Source organism: Pseudomonas sp. CROZ-RG-20F-R04-15 (assembly GCF_022662375.1).
Classification (GTDB): Bacteria; Pseudomonadota; Gammaproteobacteria; order Pseudomonadales; family Pseudomonadaceae; genus Aquipseudomonas.
Genome location: NZ_JAKNQL010000022.1, coordinates 81,827 through 99,167 on the forward strand (window position 1 = coordinate 81,827; position 17,341 = coordinate 99,167).

At 59.4% G+C, this 17,341-nt stretch carries 15 protein-coding genes and 2 pseudogenes; 14 read left to right on the forward strand and 3 right to left on the reverse strand.

Features of this window, described 5'->3' with window-relative positions; genetic code table 11:
- Positions 1-67 precede the first annotated feature (67 nt).
- The 14 genes and pseudogenes from L8H52_RS24260 (at position 68) to L8H52_RS24325 (ending at position 13,818) form a co-directional block, all read left to right on the forward strand.
- Complete coding sequence (locus L8H52_RS24260) at positions 68-1,396, forward strand: D-arabinono-1,4-lactone oxidase (RefSeq protein ID WP_242209068.1); 1,329 nt, start codon at positions 68-70, stop codon at positions 1,394-1,396.
- 74 nt (positions 1,397-1,470) lie between these two features.
- Positions 1,471-2,679: a DSD1 family PLP-dependent enzyme gene (locus L8H52_RS24265; RefSeq protein ID WP_242209069.1), complete on the forward strand. Its 1,209-nt coding sequence runs from the start codon at positions 1,471-1,473 to the stop codon at positions 2,677-2,679.
- Between the two features lie 255 nt (positions 2,680-2,934).
- On the forward strand, positions 2,935-3,354 hold the full coding sequence (locus L8H52_RS24270; RefSeq protein ID WP_242209057.1) for a hypothetical protein: 420 nt from the start codon (positions 2,935-2,937) through the stop codon (positions 3,352-3,354).
- A gap of 565 nt (positions 3,355-3,919) precedes the next feature.
- Positions 3,920-4,249 (forward strand): annotated as a pseudogene (locus tag L8H52_RS30460) (transposase); the annotation flags it as partial.
- A gap of 56 nt (positions 4,250-4,305) precedes the next feature.
- Positions 4,306-5,904 (forward strand): ShlB/FhaC/HecB family hemolysin secretion/activation protein, encoded by a 1,599-nt coding sequence (locus L8H52_RS24280; protein ID WP_242209058.1) that lies wholly within the window; start codon positions 4,306-4,308, stop codon positions 5,902-5,904.
- A 12-nt stretch (positions 5,905-5,916) separates the two neighbouring features.
- Complete coding sequence (locus L8H52_RS24285) at positions 5,917-7,713, forward strand: MotA/TolQ/ExbB proton channel family protein (protein WP_242209059.1); 1,797 nt, start codon at positions 5,917-5,919, stop codon at positions 7,711-7,713.
- 11 nt (positions 7,714-7,724) lie between these two features.
- On the forward strand, positions 7,725-8,150 hold the full coding sequence (locus L8H52_RS24290) for a biopolymer transporter ExbD (protein WP_007915482.1): 426 nt from the start codon (positions 7,725-7,727) through the stop codon (positions 8,148-8,150).
- Between the two features lie 3 nt (positions 8,151-8,153).
- Complete coding sequence (locus tag L8H52_RS24295) at positions 8,154-8,858, forward strand: energy transducer TonB (RefSeq protein ID WP_007915486.1); 705 nt, start codon at positions 8,154-8,156, stop codon at positions 8,856-8,858.
- Between the two features lie 39 nt (positions 8,859-8,897).
- A complete protein-coding gene (locus L8H52_RS24300; RefSeq protein ID WP_242209060.1) occupies positions 8,898-10,595 on the forward strand; it encodes a putative porin in 1,698 nt (565 codons plus the stop codon).
- A 17-nt stretch (positions 10,596-10,612) separates the two neighbouring features.
- Positions 10,613-11,242 carry a DNA repair protein gene (locus L8H52_RS24305; protein WP_242209061.1) on the forward strand — a complete coding sequence of 210 codons (630 nt, stop codon included), beginning with the start codon at positions 10,613-10,615 and terminating at the stop codon, positions 11,240-11,242.
- A 17-nt stretch (positions 11,243-11,259) separates the two neighbouring features.
- Positions 11,260-11,730 carry a YbjN domain-containing protein gene (locus L8H52_RS24310; protein ID WP_122595734.1) on the forward strand — a complete coding sequence of 157 codons (471 nt, stop codon included), beginning with the start codon at positions 11,260-11,262 and terminating at the stop codon, positions 11,728-11,730.
- Positions 11,727-12,674, forward strand: a complete 948-nt coding sequence (locus L8H52_RS24315) for a peptidylprolyl isomerase (protein WP_242209062.1) — start codon at positions 11,727-11,729, stop codon at positions 12,672-12,674. The genes L8H52_RS24310 and L8H52_RS24315 overlap by 4 nt, the downstream gene beginning before the upstream one ends.
- Positions 12,674-12,787: pseudogene (locus L8H52_RS24320) on the forward strand (metal ABC transporter ATP-binding protein); the annotation flags it as partial. The gene L8H52_RS24315 and the pseudogene L8H52_RS24320, both read left to right, overlap by 1 nt.
- Before the next feature lie 50 nt (positions 12,788-12,837).
- The gene (locus L8H52_RS24325) at positions 12,838-13,818 is read left to right on the forward strand and encodes a LysR family transcriptional regulator (RefSeq protein WP_242209063.1); all 981 of its coding nucleotides are present in this window, start codon (positions 12,838-12,840) and stop codon (positions 13,816-13,818) included.
- A gap of 106 nt (positions 13,819-13,924) precedes the next feature.
- Here L8H52_RS24325 and L8H52_RS24330 read toward each other — a convergent pair whose 3' ends face one another.
- The 3 genes from L8H52_RS24330 to L8H52_RS24340 all read right to left on the reverse strand — a co-directional run.
- Entirely contained in the window at positions 13,925-14,191 is a 267-nt protein-coding gene (locus L8H52_RS24330; protein WP_242209064.1) for a short-chain dehydrogenase, read from the reverse strand.
- Positions 14,188-14,463, reverse strand: a complete 276-nt coding sequence (locus L8H52_RS24335; RefSeq protein ID WP_242209065.1) for a DUF3077 domain-containing protein — start codon at positions 14,461-14,463, stop codon at positions 14,188-14,190. The genes L8H52_RS24330 and L8H52_RS24335 overlap by 4 nt, the downstream gene beginning before the upstream one ends.
- A gap of 366 nt (positions 14,464-14,829) precedes the next feature.
- The coding region (locus L8H52_RS24340) for an Ig-like domain-containing protein (protein WP_242209066.1) at positions 14,830-17,341 on the reverse strand (2,512 nt) is incomplete at its 5' end.

Genomic DNA, 17,341 nt, shown 5'->3' on the forward strand with positions numbered 1-17,341 from the left:
CATGACGATGGATCTGACACGGCGTCAGTTGTTGCAACGGGCAAGTATTGTCGGCGCGTTCAGTGCGTTGGCGAGCAGTCCGGCATTGGGCCAATTGCTGCGGGCGCCACGCTTGATTCCGTGGCGCAACTGGTCAGGCGGGCAGAGTTGCCTGCCAGCGGCGCGCTTGGCGCCGAAGAATCTCGATGAGCTGGTGACCGTTATCCAGCAGGCACAAGGCAAGATCCGCCCGGTCGGTTCGGCACATTCCTTTAGCGCGCTGGTGCCCACCGACGGCACGCTCTTGTCATTGAGCTATTTCAACGGTCTGCTCGATCACGATGCGAAAACCCTGCAAGCCGAGTTTGCCGCCGGCACACCGATGTCACGCATGGGCCTGCCGCTGAAAGACATCGGCCAGGCCCTGCAAAACATGGCTGACATCGATTACCAGACCCTCGCCGGGGCCATTTCGACCTCCACCCACGGCACCGGCAAAAACTTCCAGTCCTACTCGGCCCACGTCTGCGGCATGCAATTGGTCACCGCCAGTGGTGAGGTGCTCGACTGTGACAGCCAGCGCCATCCCGAAGTATTCAACGCCGCACGGGTTTCTCTCGGTGCCCTCGGTGTGGCAACAAAAATCCGCCTGCAAAACCGCCCGGCCTATCGCCTGCGCGAGCGCCAATGGATCGCCAAGACCGAAGAACTGCTCGAAGACCTCGACAAAAACACAAGTGAAAACCAGCACTGGGAAATGCTCGTCGTCACTCACTCCGACTACGCGTTGTCCATCGCCCTCAACGAAACCGACGATCCGGCCACGCCGCCGATTCCGCCTGAAGAGGAGGGCGGCAACGAGTTCGTCACCCTGATCGAGAAGATCGACAAGTACGCCAGCGACTTCCCCGACCTGCGCCGCACGCTGCTCAACAGCCTGCGCCATTTGGCGAGTTTCGATGATCGGGTCGGCGACTCTTTCAACATCTATGCCAACGTGCGCACGGTGCGCTTCAACGAGATGGAATACTCGGTGCCCGCCGAACACGGCCCGGCGTGCCTGCGCGAAATTCTCAAGTTGATTCAGGACAAAGACCTGCGCACCTGGTTTCCCATCGAGTACCGCTACGTCAAGGCCGATGATATTCCGCTGAGCATGTTCGAAGGCCGCGACAGCTGTTCGATCTCGGTGCACCAGCATTATCAGATGGATCATCACAACTTCTTCGCGGCGGTCGAGCCAATTTTCTGGAAGTACAACGGCCGGCCGCACTGGGGCAAGTTGCACACGCTCAACGCGAAAAACCTGCAACCGCTGTATCCGCGCTGGCGCGAATTTGTCGACGTGCGCCAGGCGCTGGATCCGAGCGGACGTTTTCTCAATGCGCATCTGACGTCGATTCTGGGGGTGAGCTGATGGCGGTTAATCGACGTGATTTTCTCCTCGGTACGTTGGGTGTCGGAGCGTTGTTGGTGGGTGTTGGCGCGTGGCTGCGACCGGGCGATCGAGGCGCGCCGTACAGCGAATATTTCCGCGCACTGAACAAAGAGTTGAAGGACAAAGGCCCGATGCGCCCGGTGCTGTTGATCGATCTCGATCGGCTTGATCACAACATCGATGTCGTCATGCAATCGGTCAAACGCGGTGGCAAACACCTGCGGCTGGTGGAGAAGTCGCTGCCGTCACCTGGACTGTTGAGCTACATCGCGCAACGTGCCGGCACGCAGAAGTTGATGTCGTTTCATCAGCCGTTTCTCAATCACGATGCGCAGGTTTTTCCGCAGTCCGACATTCTGCTCGGCAAGCCGTTGCCGGTGCGTTCGGCAGAGCTGTTTTATCAATCCCACAAAGGCCCGTTCGATCCCGCGAAACAACTGCAATGGTTGCTCGACGGTCCTGAACGTTCGCAGCAATACCTGCAACTCGCACAGGGTTTAGGCACGCGGATGCGCATTAACATCGAGCTGGATGTCGGCCTGCATCGCGGCGGCGTCAGTGATGTGAATGCTCTGGGGCAGATGCTCACGTTGATCAGCGCCAATCCGCAGCATCTGGAATTTGCCGGGTTCATGGGTTACGACCCGTTCGTAGGGATGGGCGTGCCGGGGATTCTCGGCTCGCCGGAAGAACTGTTCGCCAAGGTCATGGTGATTTATCAGCGTTGCGTCGATTTCACCCGGCAGCAGTTCCCGGCGTTGTGGCATGACGGTTTGTGCTTGAACACCGCTGGCAGCCCGAGTTATCGGATTCATGAAAACGAGAAGCTCAGCAGCGAGGTTTCCGTGGGCACGGCGATGCTCAAGCCGACGCACTATGATTTGCCGTCGCTCAGCGAGCATGTGCCCGCTACCTATATCGCCACGCCTGTTTTGAAAAGCACAGGCGCGGTGAATATTCCGGCGCTGGATGACAAGTCGAAGCTGTTCTCGTGGTGGGACGCGAATCAGCGTCAGACTTTTTTCATCTATGGCGGTAACTGGATGGCCGAGTTTGAATCGCCCGCTGGTTTGCAAAGCAACGGCGTGTATGGACGCAGCTCCAATCAGGAAATGGTCAATGGGTCGAATGCCGTGGGCTTGGGGGTGGAAGATCAAGTCTTCCTGCGTCCGACGCAGACTGAAGCGGTGCTGTTGCAGTTTGGGGATTTACTGGCGGTGCGGGGTGGACGGATTGTCGAGGTTTGGTCGGTTTACTCTTGATTTTGCCCTCGACGGTTGTGTGTTGAAAAGGCATGGATACGAAGTAAATAAATGACTTGATCAGCCGACTGGCGCGAGTTTCATGGAATGACGCATCTGTCTACTGTCAGCTTTTACAGTAGACGAGAGTAGGTTTTGAGCTTATTTAATTTGCGCTAGAGCCAAGCTTAAAAGGCTTTGTTTGTGAATCCAATGACAAGGCTCGAAAAAGTGTTGTTCTTTAGGTGCGTCACTCCGCTTATAAGGATGTTTAAGATGAGTATCGATATTAAATCAGAATCAAGCGCTGTCGGCGAAGCGAAAGTAGAGATTGAGGGACAAGGGCCGTATGAGGTTGACAGGTCCTTTCTTGCGTTTTCTCACGAAGCTGTTGAGGTTGTTGTCGTACTGAAGACTCTTAGGCTGATCAGCAAGTACTTCAGGTTTAAATTTCCTTTGAAGAGTAGTCACTTGGAATACGACAAGTTTTCTGCGGCGTATTTTGATGAAGATGGTGAGTTTTACATTTACGAATACAAGCCGACTTCAGGCGGCATCGATACATTCATTGAAAAGTCATCGAATAAAGTAAGTGCTGTCTTCAATATGAATATGAAGCTGGCAAAGGAACAGGACGGCGCGCCTCACCCTAAAATCACGGTGCATGGTCGGTTTGATCTGTCCGCCCCAAGCTGACTTAAAGCCAAATCCAAATAAAAGGGTAAAACCTGTGGGAGCTAGCCTGCTAGCGATGGCGTCCCGTCAGCCGACATCAACTCGGCTGATTCACCGCCATCGCTAGCAGGCTAGCTCCCACAGTGTTTTGTGGTGTCTGTGATTTTTCGATCAATCCTGTAATGAAGCTTTTATGACAAAAGTTCGGTAGCACATCGCCAGTCCGGTCATGCCTATGTAACGCGCTTGAGGGGCCCAACGGGGCGCTTTTCACAAGCCGAGGCGGGACGCCGGGAGTGAGGCAATGGGGACTATGGAACGCTACTCGAAAGTGGGCATGCAGGAACTCGATCAACGCCTGTCGAAGATCGTCGAAGCCGCGCGCAAGAAGCCGGTTTCGGTGTATCGCTACGGCGCGCCGTGGGTCTGGATTGTCTCGCAGGATGACTGGCAGGGCGCCTTGAAAGAGGTCTCCAGCTACATTCCGCCGGGCCATTCGCTGGTGTTGCTGCGCCCGCAGATCGACGACTTGCTCGACGCCCACCGCGAACTCCTACACGACCTCAATGCCGAGCCGGGCATGCTGATTCCCGCGCAAACGGTGATGCACATCCTGCTCCTGCAACTGCTCTATTCGGTGCCCAGCGAGCAACAACTGTATGAACAGCTCAATTACAACCTGCTGTTCCGCTGGTTCGTCGGCCTTGGCCTGAACCAGAAAGTCTGGAGCTTCAACGCCCTCAGTCGTGACATCGCCACGTTGCTCAACGAGCCGCGCGCGGTGCTGCTCATTCAAAAAATCATCGGCGAAGTGTTCTGCGGTGCCTTGCTGCAAATGCCCGAGTTCTCGCTGAACTTCGCGCTTTTGCACACGTGGCTGGGCAAACACGCCTGTGCCTCGACAGCCAGCAATTGACGCCATACACGCGGCGTTCGAAACGCCAACAGGTCATCGCGAATTCAGGGGGTAGTGTGGAACCGATTTTCAAGTCACGGCTGGCGCTGTGGGGCTGGCTGCTGGTGACGGCGGGCGCGCAGCCGGCGTTGGCCGAAGAGGCTGCGCAAAACACCGCAGCGCAGCGTCTGGTCGACGTCAATGAATACTTCGTGCGCGGCAATACCGTGCTCGATGCGCGGGCGATTGAAGAGGCGGTGTACCCGTTCCTCGGCCCGCAAAAAGCCCTCACGGATATCGAAGGTGCGCGCGATGCCTTGCAAAAGGCCTATCAGGAACACGGCTATCAGTCGGTGTTCGTCGAGCTGCCGGAGCAAGCCGTCGCCGACGGTATCGTTTATCTGCAAGTCAGCGAAACCAAGGTCGGCCGGGTACGTGTGGTCGGCGCCAAACACTACTCGCCGCTGGACATCCGCGACGACGTCCCGGCGCTGAAGGAAGGCGAGGTACCAGACTTCGCCAAGGTCCAGGGCGAACTGGCGCAACTCAACAAAACCCCGGGCCGGCAAGTCATGCCGCTGGTGCGCGAAGGTCAGCGCCCCGGCACCATGGACGTCGATCTGCAGGTCGAAGACCAGAACCCGTGGACCGCCAGCGTCGGCCTCAACAACGACTACAGCGCCGACACTGAAAAGCTGCGCACCGTCACCAGCCTCGGCTACAACAACCTCTGGCAACTCGGGCACAGCATCTCGCTGACGTACTTCACCGCGCCGCAGGACACCGACAACGCCAAGGTCTGGTCGGGCTCCTACACCGCGCCGCTGACCGAGCGCTGGAGCGTGCAGTTCTCCGGTTACCAGTCCGACAGCAACGTCGCCACCATCGGCGGCAGCAACGTGTTGGGCAAGGGCCATTCCTACGGCGTCTCGGCGATTTACACGCTGCCTTCCAGCGGCAACTGGTCGAACTCGCTGTCGGCGGGCATCGACTTCAAGGACTTCGACGAACGCCTCACCCTGTCCGGTGAGAGCGACAAAGTCCCGTTGCAATACGCGCCGTTCACCTTCGCCTACAACGGCTATCGCTACAGCGAGAAGAGCCAGCTCGGCCTCGGCCTGAGCCTCGTGGCGGCGACCCGCAGCATTTTCGGCTACGGCAGCTCCGACGAAGATTTCGACTACAAACGCTATCGCGCCAAACCGAGTTTCGCCGTGCTCAAGGGCGACACCAATTACACCTGGACCTTCGACAGCGACTGGCAGAGCGCAAGCAAAGCCGCGTTCCAGTTGGCGTCCGGGCCACTGGTTTCCAACGAGCAATTCTCCGCCGGTGGCGCCACTTCGGTGCGCGGCTATCTGGCCGCTGAACGCACCGGTGATGACGGCTTGCTGCTCAGTCAGGAAGTGCGCACGCCGTCGCTGGCCAAGTATGCCGGCACGTGGATGCAGGACTGGCGTTTCTATGCCTTCGCCGAAGGTGCGCAACTGTACCTGCGCGACGAACTGCCGGATCAGGACGCCAATTACGCCCTGGCCAGCGTCGGCCTCGGCACTCGCGCCAGCCTGAGCAAATGGCTGTCCGGCAGCCTCGACTGGGGCTACCCGCTACTCGAAGGGCCGAACACCTCGAAGCAGGAATCGCGCCTGCACTTCAACCTTCAAGCCACTTTTTAAAGGAGCACGTTCATGCAGCGCCTCATTCTTTCGTTGTTGATCTGCCTGGGCTTCGTGCTCCCGGCCACGGCTCAGGCCTGGTGGCAGGACGACTGGCACTACCGCAAACAGATCGCCGTCGACACCACGCCGCAAGGCGCGGGCATCAATCAGGCCCTCGGTCGCACCGCGCTGCTGGTACGCCTGCACACCGGCAACTTCACCTTTGACGGGGTGAAGGAGGACGGCGCGGATCTGCGCTTTGTCGCTGCCGATGACAAAACCGTGCTCAACCACCAGATCGAGAGTTTCGACGCACTGATGGGCATGGCGCTGATCTGGGTCGATGTGCCGAATGTCGAGGGCGGTCAGCGCCAGGACATCTGGATGTATTACGGCAATCAGAAGGCCCCGGCGACCGGCAACGGCCAGCTGACTTTCGACCCGAATTACACCGCGCTGTATCACTTCGACGGCGCCACCGGCACCCCGGCCAAAGACACCACCGCTTACGGCAATACCGCGCAAAGTGCGACCGGCGCGGCGATTGACGGCGTCGTTGGGCGTGCGTTGCAGTTCAGCGGCCAGCCGCTGTTCCTACCGGCCAGTCCTTCGCTGCAACACAACGCCGGCAGTGCGTTTACCTTCAGTGCCTGGCTGCGTCTGGATCAGGCCAGCGGCGAACAACTGATTCTCGCCCGGCGTGAAGGCGCCAACAGCCTGCTGATCGGTGCCAACCAAGGTGTGCCGTTTGTAGAGATCGATGGCCATCGTGCCGTCGCCACACAAGCGCTCAATCCCGGCCAATGGCAGCATGTCGCGCTGACCGCTGAAGGTTCCAAAGTCACCCTGTTCATCAACGGTCGCGAAGCGGCCACGCTCGCTCAGGCGATGCCGGCATTCAACTCGGTCATGGCCATCGGCGCTGACGTGCACGAAGGTCCGTTCCAGCCGTTCGTGGGCGCTATCGATGAATTGCGCCTGTCGAAGGTTTCACGCCCGGCAGCGCTGTTGCTGGCCGACGCGACTTCGCAAGGTGCCGAGTCGAAACTGGTGGCTTACGGTGTCGACGAAGAACAGTCCGGTTTCGGTTTCGGCAGCCTCGGCTTCCTGCTCAACGCCGTGCCAATCGACGCTTGGGTGATCATCGCCGTGCTGGTGCTGATGATGTTCCAGTCGTGGATCATCATGCTGCGCAAGAACCGCAGCCTCAGCCGCGTGTCTGCCGCCAACGAAGACTTCCGCGTGCAGTTCGCCAAGGTCGGCACGCGTCTGGAGATGTTCGCCGACGACGCCCAACTCGCGCAGCGTCTGCAGCACTCGTCGCTGTGGCGCTTGTATCTGGTGGCGGTCAAAGAGATTCGCACCCGCCGCGAGCAGGGCGCCGATACCTCCTCGGTTTCCGCCGCGACCATCGAAGCCATTCGCTGCTCCATGGACGGCGTGCGCACCCGCGAAAACCAGCAACTGAGCTCGAAACTCTCGACCCTGTCCAACGCCATCGCCGGCGGTCCGTACATCGGCCTGCTCGGCACCGTGCTGGGGATCATGGTGGTGTTCCTCGGCACGGCGATGGCCGGTGACGTGAATATCAACGCCATCGCCCCGGGTATGGCTGCTGCGTTGCTGGCCACGGCAATGGGCCTGTTCGTCGCGATCCCGGCGCTGTTTGGCTACAACCGCCTGATCACCCGCAACAAGGAAGTCAGCGCCGACATGCGCGTGTTCGTCGACGAGTTCATCACGCGTCTGGCGGAGATGCATGGCGAGAGCCAGTTCAGTGAGTCGTCGCATCGCGGCCATCACGCCAACCACTCTGTACCGGCCTGAGGAGCACTGACATGGCGTCTGTAAATGCCTCCCACGACGATGACGAAGATGCAGCGGTGGACAGCATCAACATCACCCCGCTGGTCGACGTGCTGATGGTGGTGCTGGTGATGTTCATCCTCACCGCCACCGCGCAGGTCTCGGGGATCCAGATCAACCTGCCCAAGGCCAGCGCTTCGGTGTCGCTGTCCGAGGCCAAGACCAAGGCGATTTCGGTCAACGACGGCGGCCAGGTGTTTCTCGACGCCTACCCGGTGACCCTGGCCGAGCTGGAAGAGCGCCTGCGCATCGAGAAGGCGCAGAGCCCGGATTTCCCGGTGATCGTGCGCGGCGACGCGACGGTGCAGTACCAGAAAGTCATCGAAGTGCTGGATCTGTTGCGCCGGCTCGAACTGTCCCAGGTCGGTCTTGTGACCGGCAAACCGAGTCAGGGCTGAGTCATGACCGCACAACTCCCGATCGAGCCGCTGCCGGTGAAAAAACCAGCGCTGCGTTATGCGAAGTGGGGCGCCGGATTGCTCATCGGCGCGCTCGCCGCGTGGTTTCTGTGGCAGTGGGCCAACGACATGAGCGGCATCCGCCGCGAAGCGCCGAAGGTGCCGACGATCATTCCGTTGCCGCCACCGCCACCTCCGCCGCCGGAAAAGCCGCCGGAACCGGAAACCCCGGTGGAAGAAAAAGTCGTCGAGCCAGAACCGACGCCGGAACCCGAAGAGGTCAAGCCCGAGGAAGAAGCGCCGCCATCGCCGGCGGACGATCTGGCCAACCCGATGCAAATGGACGGTGATGCTCAAAGCGGCAACGACGCCTTCAACATCGGCGCAGGCAAGGGTGGCGGCATGGCCGGGACCGGCGGCGGGCGTCTGGGCACCGGGACGTACAGCCAGTTTCTGGCGTTCACCTTCCAGCGCTTGCTGCGTGAGAACCCTGAGCTGCGCAACCTCGCGTTTTCGCTGCAGGCCGATGTCTGGCTGAGCAGCGTTGGCGAGATCACCCGGGTCGAGCTGATCAAGTCCAGCGGCAACCCCGAAATCGATACCCAGGTGCTGGCGGCGCTGCGCGGTGCCCCGGCCCTCAGCGAACGGCCACCGGCCTCCATCACGTTGCCTGTGCGCCTGTCCCTGCAAGGGCGGCGTCCGGGTTAATTCACTTATTTACGCTTTGCCAAAAGGAGTTGTGTGCAGATGATTTCCAACGTGAATCGATTGTCCCTGGCGGTCGGCATGGTCATTGCGACCCTGGTCGGTCAGGCCGTGGCAGCGCCTGCGCCCTCGGAGAACGCCACGATCAATCTGATCCGCTTGCTGGTCGAGCAGGGCATTCTGAAACAGGACAAGGCTGACGCACTGATCGCTCAGGCGCAGAACGAAGCGGCCCAGGCTAAACAGGCTGCGGCATCCACCGCCGTGGCGGCCGGGCCAGTGGCGGCGCCGGGCGATGTCCGCGTGCAATACGTGCCGGCAGCGGTGCGTGACCAGATCCGCGATCAGGTCAAAGCCGAAGTCATGGCCACCGCCAAACAGGAAAACTGGGCCGCGCCCAACAGCTTCCCGGAATGGGCTGCGCGCATCAGTTTCGATGGCGACATTCGTCTGCGTGACGAGTCGCGCTACTACTCGGACAGCAACAGCAACGAGATCGTCGACTTCGCCAAACTCAACAACAACGGCCCGTACGACGTAAACCCCAACAGCAGCACCAATCTGCCGCCGCTGCTCAACACCCGCGAAGACCGCACCAACCAGTTCCGCATCCGTGCGCGACTGGGCATGAAAGCGGAAATCTCGCCGCAATGGACTGCCGGTATTCGCATCGGCACCGGCTCCGACAACAACCCGGTGTCCACCACACAAAGCCTCGGCGGCGGCTTCGCCAAAAAGGACATCTGGCTCGATCAGGGTTACCTGAACTGGAAGCCTACCGATGAGCTGACCTTGACCGGCGGGCGTTTCGCCAACCCGTTCATGTCCACCGACATGCTCTATTCCAACGACTTGAATTTCGACGGCGTCGCAGCGATTTTCGACCACAAACTCAACCGCGATTGGGGCGTGTTCGGCACCGTCGGTGCGTTCCCGGTGGATTACACCAACGACACCGCCAGCAGCAACGGCTTCGACAAGGAAGAGAGCGACAACAAGTGGTTGTACGGCGCGCAGATCGGCGCCAAATGGGCGATCAACAGCAACAACCGCTTGAAAGGTGCGCTGGCTTACTACCGCTTCGACGACATTCAAGGCCAGCGTTCCAGCCCTTGCGAACCGTGGGCCGGCGCGCCGGGTTGCGACAGCGACGGCAGCCGTGCGGCGTTCATGCAGAAGGGCAACAGCGTGTTCCTGCTGCGCGACATCACGCCGAACCCGCTCAACCCGACCACCACGCCGCAGCCGCAATACGTCGGCCTCGCCTCCGAATTCAATCTGCTGGATCTGAACGTAGTGTGGGACGCCGATCTGCCGGAAGACTTCAAACTGCGCAGCCAGGGCAACTACATCCACAACCTCGCCTACGACGAAGGCGACATGCGCAAGCGTTCGGCCGGGCAGATCGTCAACAACCTCGACAGCAACGGCGATATCGAAAGCGGCGCCAATGCGTGGATGGTGCAGTTCACCCTCGGCAGCGCGCTGGACCTGAAAAAGCAGGGCGACTGGAACATGTTCGCTGGCTACAAATACATCCAGCCCGACGCCTTGCCGGACGGCTTCAACGACTCGTCGTTCCACCTCGGCGGCACCAACGCCAAGGGCTATTTCATTGGCGGCAACTACGGTCTGGCGAAGAACGTTTATGCCACCGGTCGCTGGATGAGCACCGAAGCGGTGTACGGCGCGCCGTTCGACATCGACGTCTTGCAGCTTGAGATCAATACGCGCTTCTAAGGCGCCGGGAGAGGGTTATGAAAACGCGATTTGTGTGGCTCGGGCTCGGGCTTTTGATCGCCACTGGAGCGCATGCCGAAGGCATGGAAGAACGCCTGCGCACGCAATTGCGCAGCACCACGCAACAGTTGCAAGCCCTGCAAAGTCAGCAGGCCCAGGCCAGCGCCGCGCAACTGGCGGCGCAGAACGAGGCCAAGGCTGCGCAGGCGCAAATCAAGCAATTGACTGCCGAACTGGCCAAGGCCAAAGGCGTCGCCGAGCAACTGGCCGGACAGCAACAGAGCCTGCACAGCCAGGCGCAGGCACAAGTGGCGGCCAGCGCCGAGCAGACCGGCAAGTTCAAAAAGGCCTATGACGAGTTGCTGGTGATGGCCCGAGCCAAAGAGGCAGAACGGTCTAAGCTTCAAGCGCAATTGACTGAACGTGACACACAAGTGCAGCAATGTTCAGTCAAGAATCAGCAGATGTACGGCGTCGCCAAACAGATCCTCACTGCCTACGAAAACATCGACGTGGCCGAGGTGATGAAGATCCGCCAGCCCTTCGCGGGCAGCGCCCGGGTCAAGTTCGATGAACTGGCCCAGGGGTTCGGCGATGACCTTTACAAGACTCAATTCGACGCGCCGCAAGCTGCGCTCACGCACTGATGAACAAGGAAGAAACAATGACTCAATTGATCAGCCACGTATCGCCAAAATCCCTGACCGAAGTCCTGCAAGCGGCCGGTTATCGCGTCAACGAAACCGAGCAGAACGGCATCGTCCAGTTGCTCAGCGCCAGTCAGGGCATCGGTTACGCCGTGCGTTTTGGTAATCCGGCGGTGGAGCAGGGCAGCTACGTCGATTTCACTTTCAGCTGTGCGCTGCGCGTGCAGGGTGAGTTGCCACAGGGTGTGGCCGAGCAGTGGAACGCCAGCCGTCGTTTTGCCCGGTTGTCGTTGCAGGGCGAGTTTCTGGTGATGGAAATGGATGTGGTGGTGGCGGCAGGTGTGAGCAACGATCACCTGCGCGGCAACCTCGAATTGTGGGACCGCCTGTTGCAGGAGTTCATCGTTTATCTGCGTGATTTCACCCAGAACGGCAGCGCGCAGACCGCCAAAGTCGCCGTCGCCGAGCAAGAGGAAGTCGCGCTGTGAAAAAGCCTGCCATGGTGATCAGCGCCGCAGCGGTGGCGTTGTTGGTGGTAGCCGTGGCGCTGGTGGTGCGGCCGGGCAGTGACCCGGTCGCCGCCCAGCAATCGTCGCCGCTGGCGACGGTTGCAACGGGGCCGGCGGTGGCGCGGTTGGGTAATCAGCAGGTTTCGCCTGACGAATTGCAGGCGTTGCTGGCGACAGTCCCGCCGGAAACCCGCGAACAATTGCGCGGCAACCGTGAGGCGCTGGAACGTTGGATTCGCACGCGTCTGGCCGAGAAAGCGGTGCTGGAGCAGGCCGATGCGCAGGGTTGGGCGCAGCGCCCGGAGGTGGCACGGCAGACCCGTGCGGCGACTGAGCAGATCGTATTCCGTGATTACTTGCGTTCGGTCAGCCAGGTGCCGGCGGATTATCCAAGTGCGGCCGATATCCAGCAGGCGTACGACGCGGGCAAAGCCAATTGGCAGACGCCAGCGCTGTATCGGGTCAGCCAGATTTTCCTCGGTGTAAATGATCCGCAGAATCTTGAAACGGTGCGCAAGCAGGCGCTTGATCTGAGCAAGAAAGCGCAGGTGACGCCAGCGGAGTTTGCCGCGCTGGCGACTCAATATTCGCAGGATCGCGTCACCGCTGAGCGTGGCGGCGACAGTGGGCTGCAACCGTTGCAGCAACTGGTTCCGGAAGTGCGGGGTGCGGTGGCGCGCCTCAAGGTCGGTGCGGTTTCCGATCCTGTACAAAGCGCGGCCGGTTTCCATGTGATCAAACTCACCGAACAGCAACCGGCACGCACCGCGACCCTCGATGAACTGCGCGATCAACTGACCCAGGCCTTGCGTGCACAGCGCCAGGAGCAGATTGCCCAGGCTTACCTCGACGGCATGCTCAACACCGCAACACTGAGCATCGACGGCGCTGAACTCAACAAAGTCCTCGAGGGAAAACACTAATCTCACCTTCACCACAAACCCCTGTGGGAGCGAGCCTGCTCGCGAAAGCGTCTGCACATTCAACATGTTCGCTGGCTGACACTCCGCTTTCGCGAGCAAGCTCGCTCCCACAGGGATCCATGGTGCACTCAAGACAAATACAAAGATCGACAGGGAGTCATCGATGTCATTCACCGAACCCGCAGGACGACCGGGCACCAGCGATTACCGCTGGCCACACGACAACAGCGAACCGTGGCTCGCACACGCCGCGACCATCGACGCCGACGTCGCCCAATACTTTCTGGTCAGCGCCCGCTGCGGCTGCTTCATGCAAGCCGCACGCAGCCTCAACGTGCGCTCGACCTTGCTGCGCAAACAACTGGCGCAGCTTGAGCAAGAACTGCAACACACCCTGTTCAGCTTCCAGGGCAGCGCCCTGAGCCTGACCCGCGAAGGCCAGCAACTGCAGGCCAAACTGGTGGCGCTGGCCAACGAACGCAAACTCCCGGTGATCGAACAACCATTGATTCGCCTCGCCGTCGCCGAATCGATCCTCCACGACATCCTCGGCCGCGACCTCATCGCACTGCTGCGCCGCAACGCCAGCGTGCGCCTGGAAATCATCGCGCTGGACAGCGAACTGTCCCTGCGCGCCGTCAGCGCCGACATCGTCCTCTGGCTCGCCCACGGCGAAACCCCACACCCCGGCCCGACGTTCGCCACCAGCGAACCGCAAGCGCTGGCACGCCTCGACTACCTGCCACACATCGCCAAACGCTACTCCCGCGTCACCGCCCGCCCGGACACCCCCGACGACCTCGCCGACTTCATGCTGGTGCAGTGGCAACATGATCGGCAGATCGACAGCTTTCGCCCGTGGAATGAACTGGTTGAACAGCGTCTGGCCGGGGTGGTGCAGATGCAGTCTTATGAATTGATGCTGGAGATGATTCGCTGCAGCGCGTGCATCGGGTTGTTGCCGGCGTACATGAGCCGCTTCGATCGGGGCTTGATCGCACTGCCCGGATTATTCGCCGAACCCATGCAATTGCAGGCGTGGCTGGCGGTCAACGCGGACTCACAAAATATCAGCGAAGTCCAAACCCTGACCGACCTCATCCACCACACCTTCAACGAACGCCACGAATGGTTCCAGCCCTGAATACAATTCCTGTGGGAGCGAGCCTGCTCGCGAAAGCAATCTGACATTCAACTTCTCTGTTGCCTGACACACCGCTTTCGCGAGCAAGGGAATCGTTATTCCCGGATCAAACCCGCAAACGAATCTGCCGCCCCAACACATCCATCACATCACAACCATCACGCAGTAACATCGCCGCCGCGTGCGCCAGTTGCTGCACGTCGGCGCCTTTGGCCGAGGAGATATCCAGGCTGGCGAGGCTTTCCATCATTTGCGTTACCGCGAGAAAGCGGCTGGCGGCGCTGCTGTGCAATACGTCTAGCGGCGCTTGAGTGGAAACGAGGAGGACCGGAATGCTGTCCTCGTTGTGCGTCATCGAAATGTGCGGGTTCATACGTCACCCCGGGCCTGCGCGGCGTGCACACGAGCGATGGCGGCCTGCATCAGTGCGCGGGCATTGGCAAGCATTTGCTGGCTGGCCCAGCGCATCGAGCTGCTGTGTTCCGGGCGAGCAACGCTCGGGGCCTGGTGGGCGAGGGTTTCGGCGCAGTTGAGGTAGACGGCCGCGTGTTCTAGGGCGTCGAGGAGGGAGATGTCGGGTCGGACGTTGAAAGGGTGGTGAGCGACCTGGTCGCAGGGTTTGGACTTTGTGGTTGGATCGGTCATGGTGCAGCCTCTTGGAAGTCGGAGAACTGCCACTTCATCGCCGTCAAACGAATAGGTGGCAACTGTGTGCAGGTTGACGGACCGGTCCAAGACACCCGGCGCACCCGAAGATGCCCCGCACACAGTCACCATTGAGCAGCGCGTCGGACACAGGAGTGCGCGCGCACGTTGGAAAGCAATGTGCGTCCTGGATTGTTCAGGCCGTCAAACCCGATCACGAATGAGTCGTGACAGGCGCGAGGATAGGGAGTGAGGACGGGTCAGTCAACCGCCGCATTATTCCTGAGTTTGCCGGGCTTTCTTGTAGAGAAAGGCTACTCGCGATGACGATTCAGCTGCATTTCGCGGAGACGATCATACGAAAGGCTACTGCGGTAAAATTGAACGTACTAAGATATCGTCAATGCTAAAATCATTGCCGTCTCTTCTCCCTTCGTCATTATGAATTAAGAAGACAAGTTCGCGGCCTGTGGCTTTAGCTATATGTGAGTACTCTTTAAAATTATGAGTCATCCACTTTACCGGAGAGGAGCTGCTGCCGATAAGGAGCCTCAGCTTTGTGCCCGCATGTGGATAATTATCATATTTAGCCATGATTCTGAACTCGTATATTACTCCAGGGTAAGTTCGGAACGTTTTCGATAAAACTGTCCCTGAATGGTCATCCTCTGCAGACGTGTTGTTGAAAAGATAGTAACCAGATCCAGATTGAATAAATTGTAATTCGCTGCCAGCCGGTCCTTTTCTCCATCCATTGAGTTGGCGATTGTTGAAATTAGTGAAGTCATATAATGAGGTAAAAGCTTCGACGGTAATTTTCCAAGGAGGCGTCGAGGTCGCGCCCGAACCATACAAGGCCTTGGCGGTAAAGCTGTGCGGGGTGGCAGTCAAACCGGTGACGGTCAACGTCCAGATCCCGGTTGCCGCGTCGGCAGTGGGTTCGCCTTTGGATGTCGTGCCGTCAAGCACCCTAACGTTCTGGTCCTTAGCGGCGCTGCCGGTCAGGGTCACGGCGGTTTCCACCGTTGTTCCACCTTCTGGAATTTCGTCGCCACTCGGCGAGCCTGTGACAGAGTCAATAGTCGGGGCGAGATCTTCAATCACGCTCACATGACGCACATTCGAATATGTCGTGCCGCTGTGATACAGGGACTGTGCATATAGCCGGTGTAGTGCATCCTGCACTTCGACTTCGATTTCACGCTCCCAAACTCCTGTTTTTTCATCGGCCGTTGCTATGCCTTTGGACACAGCACTTGACCCGTAACCATCGTAAATCTCGACCTGCTGGCCGTGGCTTGCTGTGCCTTTGAGTTTCAGTGTGGTGCTAATGGTCGCTTGGCAGTCAGGCACCTCCATGCCTTTGTCGTCCAACACATTGTCTAACGTCGGGACAATCAATGCCGTGACAGTGAAGCGGCGCGCAGCGGAGGGGCGCTCCTCCCCGAACGCCTCTCTGGCGATAAAACTGTGAGGTGCCACACTCAACCCCCGCACGGTGCATGTCCAGATTCCAGAAACCGGATCCGCCGTGGCCTCACCCTGGACCTCGGCCCCATCAAGTATGTCGACGTTCTTGCCATTGGCGGCCGTGCCGCTTAGCGTCACGCTGGTTTCAACGGTCACGCCACCTTCTTCAATTTCGTTATCGCTGGAAGATCCTTTGACTGAAGTAATAGTCGGCGGAACATCCTCCACCGCTCGCACGCTATAACTGCGCACCACAAACCGCTTCGCCAGCGCTATGTCCTTGCTCTTCCCAAACCCCACACTCATCTCAATGGTCAGTGGCATCCCATCCTTCAACCCCTGCAAATCCTCATAAGGCGCAGTCGATTCAAAGAAACTCTCTCTCACCCAATCAGCATTCACGTACGCAAACGATCCCTCCCACACATATCGTTCATAAGGCGTGTCATTGGCGTTAGTGCCTTTGAACAACAACCAGACAGGCTGACCCTCAGCAATCAAGGGAAATCCCGGACACCACATTTTGCCTTCGGGAGTGAGGTCAATGAGGTTCAGCTCCGCGCCTTCACCGGCATTCGCCGCTTCCTTCAGGCGTGGTGCGATGAGGGCGGACTGCGGCAGGTCGAGCACCGCGAGGGTCAGGGTTTCGGACGGCAGAGAATTGCCATCACGGGTGATGCTGTAGCTGACCGTTATTTCGTCGCCCAGACAATACGCCATCAGTGCGGGTGCAATCGGGATGTTCAGACCGATTTCGCTGATCGGTCGAGGCGGGGTGGTAATCGAACCGTCCTCGTGCGTGCCCGGTTTGGCAGTCCAGCTCACACTGAGCAGGTCAGTGGGCCGCGTGGGCCCTGGCGGCACGACGATGGTGAGTTGGGTCAGGGCGTCTAGTGGCGCCAATGTCGCGCCGTTGGCCTGCAGTACGCTGGGTGGTTTAAGTTCGAGGTGTGTGCCAACGACCGGCTCAGTAGTGGGGGCGGATTTGGCCACCAGTGCGCCGTTGAGGTCCAGCAGTTCGTAAGTCACCGTCACGCTGCTGGCGTCTATTACATGCTCGTTCAACACTTCGATAATGCAGGTTTTTTTGGCGCCGAACGGGTCCGCTTCGACTTTACCTTCGACGAGGACCACCCGGTCTGGCTGCCCGTTGATTTTCGCTGTGTAAGTGGCGTTGATCGTGTAATCCACCACGAAGCGATCGTCAGTGGTGAGGATGACCAGCGACAAGTCGTTATTGCCCAACTTGTCCAACTCGATTTTGCCGCTACCTTGTTCCGGATAATCCTCGATGCGTTCCAGCAAAATCGCCTTGTTCAATAGCGTACCGTCGAGATCCTCGGGCACTGCCAACACGACCGACCACACAGCATCCGGGTCGGGCCCGTTGAGCAGTTGATCGGTGACG